The sequence below is a fragment of the Sphingomonas sp. genome, from assembly GCF_024508665.1.
Lineage (GTDB): Bacteria > Pseudomonadota > Alphaproteobacteria > Sphingomonadales > Sphingomonadaceae > Sphingomonas.
Genome location: NZ_JANINP010000003.1, coordinates 44127 through 59263, shown reverse-complemented (window position 1 = coordinate 59263; position 15137 = coordinate 44127). Strand labels below are relative to the sequence as shown.

Below are 15137 nucleotides of genomic sequence, written 5' to 3'. Positions count from 1 at the left end.
TGGCAAGCACAGGATAAGACGCCGCATTTTCCCAAATCCCCCGATTTCTACGGCCGTTACTACGCGCATCGGTCCGCCCGCCGCAAGGTGCGCCGCGCGACCCTTACACCCGATCCCTGGGCCCGAGCCCATGCGGCCGGAAGCACGCGATCTTGCAGCTTCCGCCCGCAGCCTTATCCTTGGCGGCCGACAGCGAGGGAAGCCGCGAGTGGACGAGACTATCGGGTTGAGGGCGCGGATCCTGGCCTGGCTCCGCACAAGCGGCGGCCACATCCTCGTCGAGGCACTGGTCAATTTCATCCTGCCGTTCGTGATCTACACCTATGCGGAGGGGCCGCTCGGCGACGTGCGGGCGTTGCTCCTCTCGTCGGCGCCGCCGATCGCGTGGAGCCTGATCGAGTTCGCGCGCCATCGCCGGGTCGACGCGCTGTCGGTGCTGGTGGTGGCCGGCATCGTGCTGTCGCTGCTGGCGATGATCGGCGGCGGCGGACCCAAATTCCTGCAGCTGCGCGAGAACCTCGTCACCGGAGTGATCGCCCTCGTCTTTCTCGGCTCGGCGGCGATCGGCAAGCCGCTGATCTACCAGCTCGCGCGGGCGAGCATGATGCGCAAATCGGCCGACGAGGCACAGGCGTTCGAGGCGCTCCGGGTCCATGCCGGTTTCCGCCGCACGATGACGGTGATGACCCTGGTCTGGGGCCTGGGCCTGCTCGCCAATGTCGCGGTGTCGGTGGTCTTGGTCTTCGCGCTGAGCATTCGCACGTACCTGATCGTCGGCCCGATCGTCGGCTACGCGACGATGGGCGCGCTGACGCTATGGACCTTTCTCTACGCCCAGCGCGCGAGACGCCGCGGGGAGGCGCGCCGGGCGGCGATGGCGCAAGGAGCCGGCGAAATGGCGGATGCTAAGCCGTGAAGCCGGCGGTCAGGAGGCATTGCCCGGCTAAAGATGCGCCGCGCTATATGGCATTTCGCACGACCTGTCGGTCGCCAGGGATTGCCACGGAACTCCACTCACCGACAGCGGACGCCCTCTCCGCCATCGGCGCAGATGAAGTAGGTGCCCTTGCTCCGCCTGCGCAGGTGAAGCCGAACGTCGCCTTCGCCATAGCGGTACGAGTGCGCGAAATAGCGCACCGACAGGACGGAAGACGGCACATGCCCGCGCAAAACGCGGGCTACATGCAGGCGTGCTGTGATCCAGCCGTGGCCCAACAGATCCTCCGGATCGTAAACCAGCTGATAATCGAGATTCTCGATCCGGCCGATCACGATCACGTCGCGGGTGCCGTAAGCTTCGCCTCGGGGACTACCCGTCGACGGATGCGGCACCGCGATCAGCGGCAACAGCAGCGAAGCAAGCAACAGCCTCATTTCGTCACTTTACGACACTGCCTGATCAACTGCCAGCGGGCTATGAGCGGGCCGGCGGGATTTGCATTTGACTGAACCCCGGGAGAAACGCGTGCCAGCATGGGCATCGGCGGCGATAGCGGCGTCGATTGCTTTGGCTTCGCCCGCGCTTGGGCAGACACAACCGGCCGCCGCTACCGAGCCGCCGGTGGCGTTGGCTCCGCCGCAGGAACAGCCGCCCTGTCGCCCTGTTGCCGACACGCCCTCCATCCGCATCGATCCCGCCGCGGCCGCGCGCCTTGCCGAGATCGGGCTCGACCGCGCGGCGATCTTCGCGCGGATGCATGAGACGTCGATCCCGGAGACCTCCGGCTGCTGGGCGACGCCGACCGGCAATTTCGACAGTCAGCTGATCTCGGTCGGGATGGCGCAGTGGAATTTCGGGACGGGCAGCCTGCAGCCCGTGCTTGTGGCGTGGCGCAAGCAGTTCCGGCATCGCCGCGACTTCAAGCGCACGCGCAAGGCACTGGCGCCGACATACGGCAAGTTGCTGTTTTCGAAGGATTGCCGCGCGGTGCCCGTGGCGCAGAAATGCCGCGACGCGATCCTGGCGGCGGAGGATGCCAGGGGCACGCTCTCGCCCGCGCTCGCCGCCGAACTGACCGCCTTGTTCGAGAATGACGCGATGCTTCAGGTCCAGGCCGACGCCTATATCGCCTTGCTCGATCAGGTGCGGCTCGACCTGTTGCGGATCTTTGCCGGCGAGCCGATCACGATGCGCAAGGTGCGCTGGGCGATCGACACGCGCGTTCAGCAGGGCGGCTTTCCCGCCGATGAGGATATCGCGCGGCTCCGCGCCAAGCTGGCGGCGATGCCGCCGGCCGAGCGCTGGCCGCGGCTGCGCGCGATTATCGACTGGTACGGCGCACTGGCGCGGACGATCGACGCGGACGGCATCGCGCACGACTGGCCGTGGAACGTCGCGGCGTGGAATTGCCTGATCGATGCCGGGCGGATCGACCCCGAGCAATATGAGCTGATGAGCCTGACCTTCCTGCGCAGCCGCACGGCTGTCGGGAATAGCGGCCGGTGGCAGGCGCTGGCGTTCGAGCGGCGGGCGAAGATCGTGCTGGGGGTGGGGAGCGTCAGCGGCGTGCGGGACGGGGCGTGTCGGGTGGGGGAGTGAGGACGCCTGAGTTTCTCGCACGAAGTCGCTAAGGCGCTAAGAGGTTGGTTCGCGCGGAGGCGGTTTACCCCGTCCTCATCTCGGCCAATTCCCGTCACCCCCGCGAAAGCGGGGGCCCATCTCCTGGACCTGCCTGAAAACGCGCCGGCGCCGCATGGCGCGGCCTTGGGAGCTGGGTCCCCGCTTTCGCGGGGATGACGATGTTGGCGCGCCGCGAGAGGTGCCTCACTCCATCGTCATCCCGGCCTTGTGCCGGGATCCAACGTGCCGCGCGCGCATGCGATGAGCCTTGAGCTTCTCGCTGGCCTCCCGTTGGACCCCGGAACGCGTCCGGGGTGACGGTCGGATAGCATCCCCAGCCGTTTCTCCACACTCACCGCCGCGGCCGATACAGCACGCTCGCCGCCCCGCGCGCCTCGACCGCCAGGAACAGGCCGCGGCCGGTCACCATGATCCGCCCGTGATGGACCTCATCGATCCTGGCGCTCAGCTGGAAATCGCCCTGGCGGCGTTCGGCCAGCGCGCCGCGCGCGGCGCTCAGGACATGATCGTAATCCTTGGCGAAATTCTCGGTCAGCGCGGCCTGGATCGCGCCGACCGTCTCCGGATCGGTGAACAAGGCGACCAGCAGGTCGACCGCCTTGCTGTCGCTGCGTGTCGCGATCTTCAGCCCGTCGACCCGGATGACTTCGGAATCGGGCTCGTTGAACGGCACGCCGGTCAGCCAGACCTCGCCATGGCGTTCGCCGAGATAGCCGCTGCGCAGCTTCGCCTTGACCGGCACGCCGACCGCCAGGCGGCCATTCTCGGTCGCGTAGATGGTGACGTCGCCGAAGGTGACGTCGACCGCGCCGAGCTTGGGCAAGGTGATGCCGCGCGCGGCGCGCTTGGCCAGCGCGCGTTCGACCACCGGTTCCAGCTCGCCATAATCGGCCAGGACCGGGATGTTGAACCTGAGGCCGCGTTGCCCGATCCGCGGAGAGGCGGGGGGCAGCGGCGTCGGTTTGGGCGCGTCCGGCTTGATCCCGACGAAAGTTTCCGCATTGGCTTCGGCCGCGACGGTCAGCAACAGGTTGCGCCCCTGCACGCTATAGCCCTGCACTCCCAGACGCTGCGGCGTGATGCGCATCCATACCGGCGGCTTGTCGTGATTGAGCTCGATCGTGCTGAAGGCGCCACGCCACGCCGCCGCCACCTGGTCGCGCACATGCACTTTCGCCAGCTGTTGCGGCAGGCTGCGTTCGAGACTGGCAATCACGCCCGCCAGTTTCGCATCCGCCTTGCTGACGAAGGTGATGCGCTTGCCCAGGATCGTGACGCCCGGCGGGTTGGTCCAGTCATAGGCGATACGCACGGTCGCGGTCGGCTGCCAGGCCCGGGACATCCCCAATTTCGCCACTGCGCGGACGCTGGCGGCGCCGGTGGCGGTCTCGCGCTTGATGATGCCGCCGACGTCGCGCGCGCTGACCGTGGCGCGGACCGGCATGGTGATGGCGATAGTGCTGCCGCTCCCGCCCAGCGCGATCGGGCCGCGCGTCACCTGGCCGACGATGCGGCACGACAGATCGGGCGTGACCTTCAGTTTCTTGATGCCGATGCGGCAGCTGCCGTCCTTGCGCTTGATCGCGCAGGCGGTCAGCCGTTGCGCCGGCACGCATTTCTCCTCGCGCTGGTCGATCGACCACAGGGTCTGCGGCGTGGCGCGGTTGAGTTCGCTTTCGAGGTCGGCGAGGCGCACGTCGACCGGCACCACCAGGGTGGAGGCGAGCTTCGGCATGACCGCCGCGGTATCGACCCGCGGCGGCCGCGGATCGTTGCGCTCGCGGCCGCAGGCCGCCAACGCGATCATCAGCAACAGCAACCACTTGCCGCGCATTGTTGGTTCTCCCTGTCGGCTGCTCCGATAGCATGGGTCTGACGAGCTTCGAGCAAAATCGCAGCGTGCGGCGCTTGCGGAACAATCGCGCCGTCGCGATACTTGTGGGATCGGACAACAGGGAGAAACGGGATGCGCGGACTGGCGGCGATGATGGCGCTCGCACCGATGGTGCTGGCGGGATGCGCGACCGACGCGACGAGCACCGAAGCGCCATCCGTGGCGGCGGGCCGGATCGCGACCGCGACGCTGATGACCGCGGCGGGCAAGCAAGTCGGCAAGGTGACGGTGCGCGAAGTCGATGGTGGCCTCAGCGTCTCGGTCGACGCACAGGACCTGCCGCCCGGGATGCACGGCGCGCATCTGCATACGGTCGGCAAATGCGAAGCACCCGATTTCGCGAGCGCGGGCGGGCATTGGAACCCGACCGGCATGAAGCACGGATCGATGAACCCGCAGGGGCCGCACGAAGGCGACATGCCCAATCTGATGATCGGCGCCGACGGCCGCGGCACGCTGACCGCGCGGCTGGCGGGCGGCAGCTTCGACGCGCTGATGGATGCCGACGGCGCCGCGATGGTGATCCACGCGGCCGCCGACGACCTCAAGACCGATCCGTCGGGCAATAGCGGGGCGCGGCTGGCGTGCGGGGTGCTGGGGAAGGGGTAGGCTATCGCCAGAATTTAAGGCGTCATCGGGCAATTATAGCCGTCATCCCAGCGCAAGCTGGGATCTTGTGCCGCAAGCGCACGCCCAGACCGACAAGATCCCAGCTTTCGCTGGGATGACGTTGGGGAATGACGGTGATGCTCAACCCAGCGCCCAGCGCGCGACCGGCTCGTAGCGCGCGCCTTCGCCGGCCAGATGGCTTTCGTAGAGGATCAGGTGGGTGAACGCGAACGGCTCGCTCGAAAACGCGGCGTGATCGGCCAGCCAGCGATCGATCGCCGGGCTCATGCCGGCACCACGCGGCAAGCGCGCGAGCGTAATATGGGGCAGGTAAGCACGTCCCTCGGGCGCCAGGCCCAGGCGGACCAGCGCCTGGTCGACCTTCTTGTGCAGCCGCGCCAGATCGTCCTGCGGCGCGATGCCTGCCCATAAGGCATCGACTCGGCCCTTCTTGTCGAACGCGCCGACGCCCTGGATCGCCACGCGCGGCGACGCCGCATGGACCTGGCCCAGCGCCAGCGCGACGTCCTCCGCCATCGGGCGGTCGACCTCGCCGATATAACGGACGGTCAGGTGAAGCTGCTCGTCATCCTGCCAGCGCGCATGCGGGACGCCGCCCATCGGCTCGCTCAGGCGGCGGCGAATATCGGGCGGCGGACGGAGCGCGACGAACAGGCGATGCATGGTCAAGCTGCTTAGAATTGTTTCAGCAAAGCTGAAACAATTGCGGTGCCGCCCTCCGCAGCCATTCCAACGACGCTACGCATCGCCGGAACCTTGGGCTTCTGCGCCCGCTCCCCCACCCGACCACCCAACCAGTTTATTCTATGGGAGGTCGGGTGGGGGAGCGGGCCGGTGCCGTCACAGCAAAGCTGAAAACGGCTCTTACCCCATTCCTCGATTGTTTCCGAATGTTGCTGGGTGTCGTGTTTCGCTTGAATAGCGCACCAGGACCAACGATATTGGCCGCATCCGGCCGTTGTGGCCGGGCAAAGGAGTTTTCGATGGCCAATTGGTCTGATCCTCGTTCCGGCATGGCGCCCTTCGGCGCGGCGGTCGACGCGCGCGGCGCCGCGTATGACGAGGGGCTGCGGTCGTACATGCTGTCGGTCTATAATTACATGGCCTCGGCGGTGTTGCTGACCGGCATCGTCGCAATGGGCGTCTATGCATCCGGCGCGATTGGCGCGCTGGTCAATTTCCAGACCGGCGGATTGTCTGCGCTGGGCTGGATCGTCACGCTGGCGCCGCTCGGTATCGTCTTCGCGATGAGCTTCGGCCAGATGCGGATGGCGACGGGCACGCTTCAGGCTTTGTTCTGGGCCTATGCCGGCTTGCTGGGCGCGTCGCTCTCGACGATCTTCCTCGCCTATACCGCCTCGTCGATCGCGGGCGCGTTCTTTGCGACCGCGGCCGGCTTCGCGGGTCTGAGCCTCTACGGCTACACCACGAAGCGTGATCTGTCGGCGTTCGGTACCTTCCTGATCATCGGTCTGGTCGGCATCATTGTCGCCAGCCTGGTCAACATGTTCCTGCATTCGGGTCCGCTCGGCCTCGTGATCAGCGTGCTCGGCGTGCTGATCTTCGCCGGCCTGACCGCCTGGGACACGCAGAAGACGAAGGCGATGTACAGCTATGTCGCGGGTACGTCGGATGAAGGGCGGGTCAAGATCATGGCCGCGCTCAACCTGTACCTCGACTTCATCAACATGTTCCTGTTCATCCTCCGTCTGTTCGGCTCGAACCGCAACTAAACGGCAAGCGACAGCGAAACGGAAAATGGGCCCGGCGGAGCGATCCGCCGGGCCTTTTTGTTGGAACACGATCCGCGGTCGATACGTTTTGTTTGCGTAACATCAGGCCCCATGCGGGACCGAGTAGGAGGGTGACGTGACCGACATTCCAGCGACCGATCGCGATCGACAGGCGGATAGCGCCGAGCACGTCGCGCAAGACCCTCGCCAGGACGCCGGGCAGGACAAGTCGATCGAAAAGCGGCTGCAAAAGAATCCCGAAAACGAGGACGCACAACTCGACCGCGGCCTCGATGAATCGATGGACGCATCGGACCCGCCCTCGGCGACGCAGCCCGGCGACAAGGGCGAGCCGCCCAAATCCTCGGGCTTCGACCAAGCGGCGGAGGCGGAGCGCCAGCAGGACAGCTGAAGCGCTGCCCATTGTGGGCAGGGAATACCGGCGACGTAACAAAGCGTTGCTCAAAACCCTCACTTGCCGACAGATATGCGCGTCGGCCTCGCTTCGTCGCAAACTTTGTTGCGCCGCAACACGGTCTATGATTCCATGCTGAACGCAGGGCGACGACGCGTTAAGCATGGCGTTAACCATCTGAGCGCATCATGCCCTTCCATTGGTAAGCGGGTGGGGTGTTCGAGATGAGTGCCAGCAAGAAACCGGCCGACGGCGCGATGACATTGGCCGAGATTAAGGAGTTCGCGGGCTTCTCCGCAGCGACGCAGCGTTACGTGCGCCGCAGCCTGGATATCGGGCTGGAGCGAGAGGACGCGCTGTCGCGTTGGTCGCGCGATACCGTGGAGGCGGCGTCGATTCGCGCCCAGGCGCGGGTCTATGATCGGCTCGACGAAATCCGCACGATCGTGCCCGACGATAGCGGGCTCGACTCGGTCGAGATCTTCATGGCGCCGCTGATCACGGTCACCGCGTTCGACCTGGGGCAGGGGCGGCTGACCACCTTCTCGGCCTATCGCTTTCTCTATGAGCGGCTGATCGGTGCAGAAGTCCGGCCATGGCTCCCCGGCGCCTTCTGCGCGGCGGCGGCGCTGCCGCACCTGCATCCAGATCTGCGCCGCAAGCTGCTGCAGTCGATCAGCGAGGCCGCGGCGACCGCGTCGGGCTGGTCGAACCGTCAGCCGAGCTTCTTCCCGGCCTGGGTCGAAAAGGTCGACACCTCGGCGGCCTTGCCGAACTGAACGTCCTCAGGCGGGCCTGATGCTGCTCAGCGACAGGCCCGCCACCCGCCGCGCGGCTGCTCGTCGAGATGCAGGTGATCGTGATGCGCGGCGTTATAGTCGGGCGACAAGGTGGTCGAAAACAGCCCGCATGCCCCATCGCGAACCTCGCGCAGGAATGCCGCTTTCTGGTCCTCACCCCGCCAGTCGCGCGCGACCGTGATCCGCCGCCCATCCGCCAGCACGAACCCGGCAATGTCGATCGCCCGCGCATAGGAATGCTGGCTCAGATGCGTGCTGCCCGCGATCGGGCGGCAATTGTACGTTCCGAAATGCTCGAACGACGCGACCCGGCTGCCGAAATGGCGCAGGGCGGCGGGCTGGACGACGTTCCACTCCCACATCGACAGCGCCGCCGCGACCGAGCACGCCATGCCCGGCTTGGCCGGATCGAACCCGATCGCCCGCGCGCCGCCGGGGTCTAGGCGCACGGCATCGGCATAGCCGCATTGCCCTTTCTCGATCGGTTCGAGTTCGGCGAAGTGCACGCCCGCGCGCTCGAGCAACATCCGGCATTGCGGGTAATCGCCGTCGAGCGCGGCGAGCTTGCTCCCGGTGAACAGGCCGATCGGCTGGCCGAGGTCGAGCGGCGTCCAGGGCAGGTCCTGCGGCCGGTTACGAAAATGAAGCACGGCAAGCGCCAGCACGAACGCAGCGGCGAAAACGGCGAGCGTGATCCAGCCGCGCCCCCGGGCACGGCGCGTACGGCGCGCACGGCGCCTGCGGCGACGTGTCATCCCCGCATCGCCGAATGCAGGATTTCGCTCGTGACCGGATAGCCGAGATCGTCGGGAATGCAGAGATGCGGCACGCCCTCGCGCTCTTCGCTCCATGGCGTGATCGTGCGCGGCGGAAAGGCGTGCGCGGCGGCGACCGCTTCCCCGAAGCTGCCATATTGCGCCAGCCGTTCGAGGTTGCGGCGCGTCGGGAAGATCACTGTAGCGCGGCCGGCATCGCACTCCGCCAGCACCTCGGCCGCGCTCGCCCAGAACAGGCGCACATTCTCGGTCGCGTCGACCGTGGCCGCAGCGGCGTTTTCGGGCGCGCGCGCGAGATAGAAGCGCGTGTCGAAGATCCGCATATGGGCGTGCGCGGGCAACCAGCGCGCGAACCAGGTCAGGGCCTCGAGATCGATCGACAGGCCATGCCGATCGAGCAGCAATCCGAATGCTTCGCCGGCATGAAGGCCTTCGCGCAGCGCGGCCAGTGTCGCGGCATCGGGCGCGGGGCTGAGCCCGACCGGGAGCCCCGCTTCCTCGATCGTTTCGCGGATCGCGGCGATGCGCGCAGGCGCGTCCTCGGCGTCGCGACTGAGTTCGGCCGCCAGCGCCCGGTCGCCCGGATCGACTCGCCCGCCGGGAAAGACCAGCGCGCCGCCGGCGAACACCATCGCCTTGGCACGCTCGACCATCAGGATCTCCGGCGCCATGCCGCCGCGATCGCGCATCAGGACCAGGGTCGCGGCGGGGATGGGTGACTGGCTTTCGGGCATTGCGGCCAACTTAGCCCGTAGCCAGCCTGCCGCAACCTTTAGCCGACCCTTCCCCGCGGACGCTGGCCCGCGCGATAGCTCCGCCTGCTACCGAATCCTAGAAAAGTCCCGGTACTTCGCGTTGCGGGGTCGAGGGCCGATCGGGCGTCAGCAATTGCCGCGATTGCTGGGTCACCGGCAGCTGAGCCTTGCTCACTTGCGGTGACGTCCCGGGCGCGCTGGCGCTCGCCGTCACCGGCGTGCAGCTCTTGCCCTCGAGATAGTCGAGCGCGCGGCGCGTCGATTGTTCGTTGGGGTCGCCCAACTGATAGGAAATGTCGTCGCCCGCCTGGCAGCTCGCCTCCATGAAGCTGGCGAGCCCGTCATAATAAGCGCCGTTATGCGCCGCGTTCTGGATCGCGAAGGCGATGACGCGGAAGCGATCATCGCACGCGGTCTTGTCGATCGCGATCTGGCCGACCGGCTTGCCATAGGTGTTGCTGCCGATCAGCGCGGCATTGGCGTGGAGATAGGGCACCATACCGTTGATCACGAGCTCGCTCGCCGACGCGGTGCCGCCGCCGCCGATGAACGCGATCTTGGTCGGCGCGATCGACTGCGACATCGGCGTGAAGGTGTGGTTGCTGTTATTCGCCGATTTCTCCGGGCGGAACGTCATATATTCCCATACGTCGGTCGGTGCGCGATTGGCCCCCATCAGGTCGCCCATCAAATCGGCGACCGAGATCAACCCGCCGCCATTGTAGCGCAAATCGATGATGATGTTGGTGATGCCGTTGGTCCTGAACCGCAGGAAGGCGTCCTTCAACGGTTGCTCGGCCGGATTGATGAAGGTCCTGAGGTTGATGTAGCCGAATTGCTGCCCGCCATCGGAGATGATCTTGGCGCCATAGCGGCTCGACACCGGATCGAGCGCGAATTCGGTCTTGGTTATCGTGACGGTGCTGGTCGCGCCGGTCAACGACACTATCCGAAGCACACGCGACGTGCCGACGGTGTCTGGACCCAGCGCGTCGCTCAGTCCCGCGGATCCGGATGTGGTCATGATGTCGCTGACGGAGCGCAGGTTTGAACTGCTGGTACCGATCGCCGTGATCTCCGTCCCGCGGTCGATCCCGGCCGCCAGCGCCGGCCCACCCTCGAACGCCTCGGTCACGAACAGGCGGTTGGTGCTGGTCAGCCCCAGCCGGATGCCGAAGCCCGCGCTCGATCCTGAATTGTAATAGGCGTCCTCCTGGGCGATCGAGGTCAGATACGTGAAATAACGATCCTTGTGCTGCGCGCGTGCGGTCGCGGTCAGCGCGTCGATATAATCCTCGACCGACGTATAGGGCGTGGGGTCCAGGCTCGCCGGCAGCGTGTCGGGGAACAGATACCATTCCTTGAGCTGCGCGAAGGCCCAATCCTGGCGCTCGCGCAACGTGCAGCCCGCGGCGGTCGGAGTGGGAGTCGCAGTCGGAGTCGGGGTGGGCGTGGGGGTCGGGGTGCCGCCGGTGCCGCTGGCGGGTCCGCTGCCGCCACCGCCGCCGCAACTCGAAACCATCGCGAGCGCCGCGACCGCGCTCAAGCCCCTGCCGAAACGACTATTTCTCATACGACCCCTCTCAACTGGGCGCGCCCTGCGAGCGCCGGCGCCATCCTGCTCCGGTCGTCGACGGTTGCCAAGGGCCTGAGCCCGCGTCATTTCATCCATTGTGGTACGCAAGATCATCCATATCGACATGGATGCCTTTTTCGCGTCGGTCGAACAGCGCGACGATCCGGCGCTGCGCGGCCGGCCGGTGGCGGTGGGATCGGCAACCGGGCGAGGCGTCGTCGCGGCGGCGAGTTATGAGGCGCGGACGTTCGGCGTGCGATCGGCGATGCCCTCGGTCGTCGCGTTGCGGCGATGCCCCGATCTGATTTTCGTTCCGCATCGCTTCGACGTCTATCGCAGCGTGTCGCGCCAGATCCGCGACATATTCGAGGAATATACTCCTTTGGTCGAGCCGCTGTCGCTCGATGAGGCCTATCTCGACGTGACCGCCAACCTACGCGAATTGCCCTCGGCGACCGCCACCGCGCGGGAGATTCGCGCGCGCATCTTCGAGGCGACCGCGCTGACCGCCTCGGCGGGCATCTCGTACAACAAGTTCCTCGCCAAGCTGGCCTCGGATCACAACAAGCCCAACGGCCAGTTCGTCATCCCGCCCGGGACCGGCGCTGATTTCGTTGCGGGACTGGAAGTCGGACGGTTCCATGGCATCGGACCACGCACCGCGGAGAAGCTCAACCGGCTGGGGATCGTCACCGGCGCCGATCTGCGCGAGCGCGATCCGGCATTCCTCCAGGCGCATTTCGGCAAATCGGGTCTGTGGTATCACAAGATCGCGCATGGCGAGGACGATCGTGCGGTCACGCCCGACCGGCCACGCAAATCGTCGGGGTCGGAAACCACCTTCGAACGCGATCTGACCACGCCGGATCAGGTGCTTGAACAGGTTCGGCGGATGGCCGATCAGGTCTGGGCATGGTGCGAGCGCACGCGGACGACGGGCAAGACCGTGGTGGTCAAGGTGCGCTATGCCGATTTCCGCATCGTCACGCGGAGCAAGACGCTGAGCGGTGCGATTACCAGCCATGCCGACCTGATCGCGGTGGCCGAGCGTCTGGTGGCGACCTTGTTTCCGCTGCGCGCCGGGATCAGGCTCGTCGGCGTGACCCTGGCGACATTGGAGAAAGAGGGGGCAGGGGAGCCGGAGCTAAATCTTTTGCCCGAAGGCTGATTTAAGCGTGAACTCGGTGCGGGCTCTATTCAGCGTACGAACACCCTGAACTCCGCGCCGCCCTCTGGACCTTCGCCGACCTCTATCGTCCAGCCATGGGCGATGACGATTTGCCGTACCAGGTTGAGCCCGACGCCGGTTCCCTTGGCCCTCGTCGTGAAGAACGGCAGGAAGATTTCGCTGCGCATTGCCTCCGGCACACCTGGCCCACGGTCGGACACCAGGATCCGCGTCCCTGCGCTGTCGCCAAGCAACCTCAATTCGACCAACAGATGCGCGTCGCGTTCGCGCGTCGCCTGGGCCGCGTTGCGCAACAGGTTGATCAAAGCCTGGGCCAGCAGATCGGGATCGGCGTCGAGCTCCAGATCGGGAGTCACCTCCGTTTCGAGCGCGATGTCGGGCCATTCGGCAGCGAACAGGCGTTCGAGGTCGCGGACGAACGCCGCCGCCTTGAACCGCTGCCGGCGGGGATCGGGAACGTGCGCGACCGCGCGATAGGAGCGGATGAAATATTCCAGCCCTTCGGCGCGCCGCGCGAGCGTCCCCGCGGCGGTGCGCGCGAGATCGAGATCGGGCTCGGGTTCGGCGAGCACTTCCGCGGTGCTGGATGCCAGCGACGTCACCGGCGTTAGCGAATTTAGGATCTCATGCGTCAGCACGCGGACCAGGTCGGTCTGCGCCGCCATCTCGATCGCGTCGAGCGTCCCCTGCACGGGCTCGACCGTGATCGCCCGCGTCATCAGTCCCAGCCGCTCGAGCGAAGCGTTGCGGACGATCGCACGCTGCGGCCCTGCCGCCGATCGCAGCAACAGCAATTCGGCGGCGGGCGCGGCGCCATCGGCCAGGCGCGCCGCGAAGGTTTCCCCGTAAACGGTGAAATCCTCCGGCCGGGTGCCCTGGTGCGCGGCGAACAGACGCCGCGCCGCCTTGTTGACCAAGGTCACGCCATGATCGGCATCCACCGTCAACAGCGCCACCGGAACGTCGTCGGTCAGGGCTTCGAGGAAGCGCAATTCCTCTACCGTTCGGTCGCGCTGCGCTTGCAGCCCGCGCATCGCCGCGTCGAGCGCTCCGCCCAACGTGTCGAACCCGGCGCCGCCGCGGCCGTCGAACCGGGTCGAGAAATCGCCATAGCGCAAGGCCTCGACAAACCGCGCGACGGTGCGATTGGTGCGGTCGATATGGTGAAGCAGGCCAGCCACCATGGCGAGCACCAACAGCCCGGCGACGATCCTGACCGCGGCAAGTCCCGGGGTCGCGATCGCCACCGTCAGCGCGATCAATGCGAGCAGGCAGGCGACCAGCCAGCCAACCAGGATCAGCGCGAAGCGGCGATCAAAGCCCATGCTTCTCCATCCGGCGATAGAGCGCGGCCCGCGACAGGCCCAATTCGTGCGCGGCGGACGAGATGTTGTAGCCGTGCTTCTTCAGCGCTTCCTCGACCAGCCGCCGCTCGACCCGATCGAGATTGAGGTCCGACACCGCCGGCTCCGCGGTAACCCGCGGCGTCGACGTCGGGGCGAGGGCGAAGGCATCAGCCTCAAGCGGGCCATCGCCCGCCAGGATCACCGCGCGCTCCACGGCATGACGCAGCGCGCGGACGTTGCCGGGCCAGTCATGCGCCACCAGTGCTCCCAGTGCTTGGGGTGATAGTTCGGGACGCGGGCGCTTGTACCGCTCGGCATAGAGAGTGAGATAATGGTCGATCAGCGCCGGCACGTCCTCGCGGCGATCGCGAAGCGGCGGCAGGTCGATCTCCACCGTGTTGAGCCGGAACAGCAGGTCCTGGCGGAACTGGCGCTCGTCGCGCAGCATCGCCGGGGTCATGTTGGTCGCGGCGATCACCCGGATGTCGACCGGTATCGGCTGGTTCGCGCCGACCGGAGTGACCTTGCGCTGTTCGAGCACGGTCAGCAGCTTGGGCTGCAAATGGAGCGGCAGGTTGCCGATCTCGTCGAGGAACAGGGTGCCGCCATCGGCCGCCTGGATGCGGCCGACGCGATCGGTGCGCGCGTCGGTGAACGCGCCTTTGACGTGACCGAACAATTCGGAGTCGATCAGCTCGGTGGCGATGGCGCCGAGGTCGACCGTGACCATCTCGCGGTTGGCGCGGTGCGACTGCTGATGCAGCGCGCGCGCGACCAGTTCCTTGCCGGTGCCGTTCTCGCCGAGCACCAGGACGTTCGCCTCGGTCGGCGCCGCACGGGCGATCAGCGAATGGACGCGCGCCATCGATGGAGCGCTGCCGATCAGCGGCGACGGCCCTCGAGCCGTGCCCGACGATGCCGGCGCCGGCGCGGGCGCGTCGGCGGCCGCGCGGGATCGGCGCAGCGCGGCGGCGGTGCGCACGGTCTGGACCAGGCGCTCATTTTCCCACGGCTTCGACACGAAATCGGTCGCGCCGCGCTTCATCGCCTCGACCGCGACATTCACCCCGGCATGCGCGGTGATCATCACCACGATCGCGTCAGGATCGTTGGTCAACAGCCGGTCGAGCAGGGCGAGTCCTTCGCGCGCATCGGTCGCGCCACGCGCGAAATTGGCGTCGAGCAGGATGACGTCGGGCTGGCGCCCCGCGGTGGCGGCAATCGCGCGCTCCGGCGAGGATACCGTGATCAGCTCGCGAAACAGCCCGCGCAGCGCGAGCCGAGCCGCCACCAGGATGTCCTCGTCGTCATCGACGATGATGCAAAGATCGAATTCCGGTGTCGCCATTGCCCGCTTCCGTACAGCTGGTGTCCGGAACCGGACAATCAAAATCCGTGCCAGAGGTGAAAGCTCCCAATCCTCCCTACGCGTAGCGTGGGGA

At 66.7% G+C, this 15137-nt stretch carries 15 protein-coding genes; 7 read left to right on the top strand and 8 right to left on the bottom strand.

What is annotated here, in order from left to right; all coding sequences use genetic code 11:
• Positions 1-208: 208 nt before the first annotated feature.
• Positions 209-916: a VC0807 family protein gene (locus tag Q0L25_RS05515; protein ID WP_296612320.1), complete on the top strand. Its 708-nt coding sequence runs from the start codon at positions 209-211 to the stop codon at positions 914-916.
• A gap of 98 nt (positions 917-1014) precedes the next feature.
• Here Q0L25_RS05515 and Q0L25_RS05510 read toward each other — a convergent pair whose 3' ends face one another.
• Positions 1015-1374 (bottom strand): hypothetical protein, encoded by a 360-nt coding sequence (locus Q0L25_RS05510; protein WP_296612318.1) that lies wholly within the window; start codon positions 1372-1374, stop codon positions 1015-1017.
• 91 nt (positions 1375-1465) lie between these two features.
• Here Q0L25_RS05510 and Q0L25_RS05505 point away from each other — a divergent pair, with 91 nt between their 5' ends.
• Entirely contained in the window at positions 1466-2539 is a 1074-nt protein-coding gene (locus tag Q0L25_RS05505) for a hypothetical protein (protein WP_296612317.1), read from the top strand.
• A gap of 373 nt (positions 2540-2912) precedes the next feature.
• Here the strand turns inward: Q0L25_RS05505 and Q0L25_RS05500 are convergent, their stop codons facing one another.
• Complete coding sequence (locus Q0L25_RS05500; RefSeq protein WP_296612315.1) at positions 2913-4415, bottom strand: DUF4403 family protein; 1503 nt, start codon at positions 4413-4415, stop codon at positions 2913-2915.
• A 132-nt stretch (positions 4416-4547) separates the two neighbouring features.
• Between Q0L25_RS05500 and Q0L25_RS05495 the strand changes: the two genes are divergently transcribed.
• Entirely contained in the window at positions 4548-5084 is a 537-nt protein-coding gene (locus Q0L25_RS05495; protein WP_296612313.1) for a superoxide dismutase family protein, read from the top strand.
• Between the two features lie 141 nt (positions 5085-5225).
• On the opposite strand, the gene thpR is transcribed toward Q0L25_RS05495, so the two are convergent.
• Positions 5226-5768, bottom strand: coding sequence for an RNA 2',3'-cyclic phosphodiesterase (gene thpR, locus Q0L25_RS05490; RefSeq protein ID WP_296612312.1), 543 nt, complete (start codon positions 5766-5768; stop codon positions 5226-5228).
• Positions 5769-6088: 320 nt separating this feature from the next.
• On the opposite strand from thpR, the gene Q0L25_RS05485 reads away from it, so the two are divergent.
• The 3 genes from Q0L25_RS05485 (at position 6089) to Q0L25_RS05475 (ending at position 8032) form a co-directional block, all read left to right on the top strand.
• Positions 6089-6838, top strand: coding sequence for a Bax inhibitor-1/YccA family protein (locus Q0L25_RS05485; RefSeq protein WP_296612311.1), 750 nt, complete (start codon positions 6089-6091; stop codon positions 6836-6838).
• Between the two features lie 145 nt (positions 6839-6983).
• The gene (locus tag Q0L25_RS05480; RefSeq protein ID WP_296612867.1) at positions 6984-7250 is read left to right on the top strand and encodes a hypothetical protein; all 267 of its coding nucleotides are present in this window, start codon (positions 6984-6986) and stop codon (positions 7248-7250) included.
• A gap of 227 nt (positions 7251-7477) precedes the next feature.
• Positions 7478-8032 (top strand): hypothetical protein, encoded by a 555-nt coding sequence (locus Q0L25_RS05475; RefSeq protein ID WP_296612309.1) that lies wholly within the window; start codon positions 7478-7480, stop codon positions 8030-8032.
• 26 nt (positions 8033-8058) lie between these two features.
• Here the strand turns inward: Q0L25_RS05475 and Q0L25_RS05470 are convergent, their stop codons facing one another.
• The 3 genes from Q0L25_RS05470 to Q0L25_RS05460 form a co-directional block, all read right to left on the bottom strand.
• On the bottom strand, positions 8059-8808 hold the full coding sequence (locus Q0L25_RS05470; RefSeq protein WP_296612308.1) for an extensin family protein: 750 nt from the start codon (positions 8806-8808) through the stop codon (positions 8059-8061).
• The gene (locus Q0L25_RS05465; RefSeq protein ID WP_296612307.1) at positions 8805-9563 is read right to left on the bottom strand and encodes an NUDIX domain-containing protein; all 759 of its coding nucleotides are present in this window, start codon (positions 9561-9563) and stop codon (positions 8805-8807) included. The genes Q0L25_RS05470 and Q0L25_RS05465 overlap by 4 nt, the downstream gene beginning before the upstream one ends.
• Positions 9564-9660: 97 nt before the next feature.
• Positions 9661-11157, bottom strand: a complete 1497-nt coding sequence (locus Q0L25_RS05460; protein WP_296612305.1) for a S41 family peptidase — start codon at positions 11155-11157, stop codon at positions 9661-9663.
• Between the two features lie 100 nt (positions 11158-11257).
• Between Q0L25_RS05460 and dinB the strand changes: the two genes are divergently transcribed.
• Complete coding sequence (dinB, locus tag Q0L25_RS05455; RefSeq protein WP_296612303.1) at positions 11258-12328, top strand: DNA polymerase IV; 1071 nt, start codon at positions 11258-11260, stop codon at positions 12326-12328.
• A 29-nt stretch (positions 12329-12357) separates the two neighbouring features.
• On the opposite strand, the gene Q0L25_RS05450 is transcribed toward dinB, so the two are convergent.
• Both Q0L25_RS05450 and Q0L25_RS05445 read right to left on the bottom strand, forming a co-directional pair.
• Positions 12358-13674, bottom strand: coding sequence for an ATP-binding protein (locus tag Q0L25_RS05450; protein ID WP_296612301.1), 1317 nt, complete (start codon positions 13672-13674; stop codon positions 12358-12360).
• Positions 13664-15043: a sigma-54 dependent transcriptional regulator gene (locus tag Q0L25_RS05445; protein ID WP_296612300.1), complete on the bottom strand. Its 1380-nt coding sequence runs from the start codon at positions 15041-15043 to the stop codon at positions 13664-13666. Before Q0L25_RS05445 ends, Q0L25_RS05450 begins: the two co-directional genes overlap by 11 nt.
• Positions 15044-15137: the final 94 nt, after the last annotated feature.

Bases quoted from the DNA above. Each gene is read 5' to 3' on its own strand.
- Q0L25_RS05465 (WP_296612307.1), bottom strand. From the start codon at position 9,563: ATGCCCGAAAGCCAGTCACCCATCCCCGCCGCGACCCTGGTCCTGATG.
- Q0L25_RS05500 (WP_296612315.1), bottom strand. From the start codon at position 4,415: ATGCGCGGCAAGTGGTTGCTGTTGCTGATGATCGCGTTGGCGGCCTGC.
- Q0L25_RS05510 (WP_296612318.1), bottom strand. From the start codon at position 1,374: ATGAGGCTGTTGCTTGCTTCGCTGCTGTTGCCGCTGATCGCGGTGCCG.
- Q0L25_RS05475 (WP_296612309.1), top strand. From the start codon at position 7,478: ATGAGTGCCAGCAAGAAACCGGCCGACGGCGCGATGACATTGGCCGAG.
- Q0L25_RS05485 (WP_296612311.1), top strand. From the start codon at position 6,089: ATGGCCAATTGGTCTGATCCTCGTTCCGGCATGGCGCCCTTCGGCGCG.
- Q0L25_RS05495 (WP_296612313.1), top strand. From the start codon at position 4,548: ATGCGCGGACTGGCGGCGATGATGGCGCTCGCACCGATGGTGCTGGCG.
- thpR (WP_296612312.1), bottom strand. From the start codon at position 5,768: ATGCATCGCCTGTTCGTCGCGCTCCGTCCGCCGCCCGATATTCGCCGC.
- Q0L25_RS05460 (WP_296612305.1), bottom strand. From the start codon at position 11,157: ATGAGAAATAGTCGTTTCGGCAGGGGCTTGAGCGCGGTCGCGGCGCTC.
- Q0L25_RS05450 (WP_296612301.1), bottom strand. From the start codon at position 13,674: ATGGGCTTTGATCGCCGCTTCGCGCTGATCCTGGTTGGCTGGCTGGTC.
- Q0L25_RS05445 (WP_296612300.1), bottom strand. From the start codon at position 15,043: ATGGCGACACCGGAATTCGATCTTTGCATCATCGTCGATGACGACGAG.
- Q0L25_RS05470 (WP_296612308.1), bottom strand. From the start codon at position 8,808: ATGACACGTCGCCGCAGGCGCCGTGCGCGCCGTACGCGCCGTGCCCGG.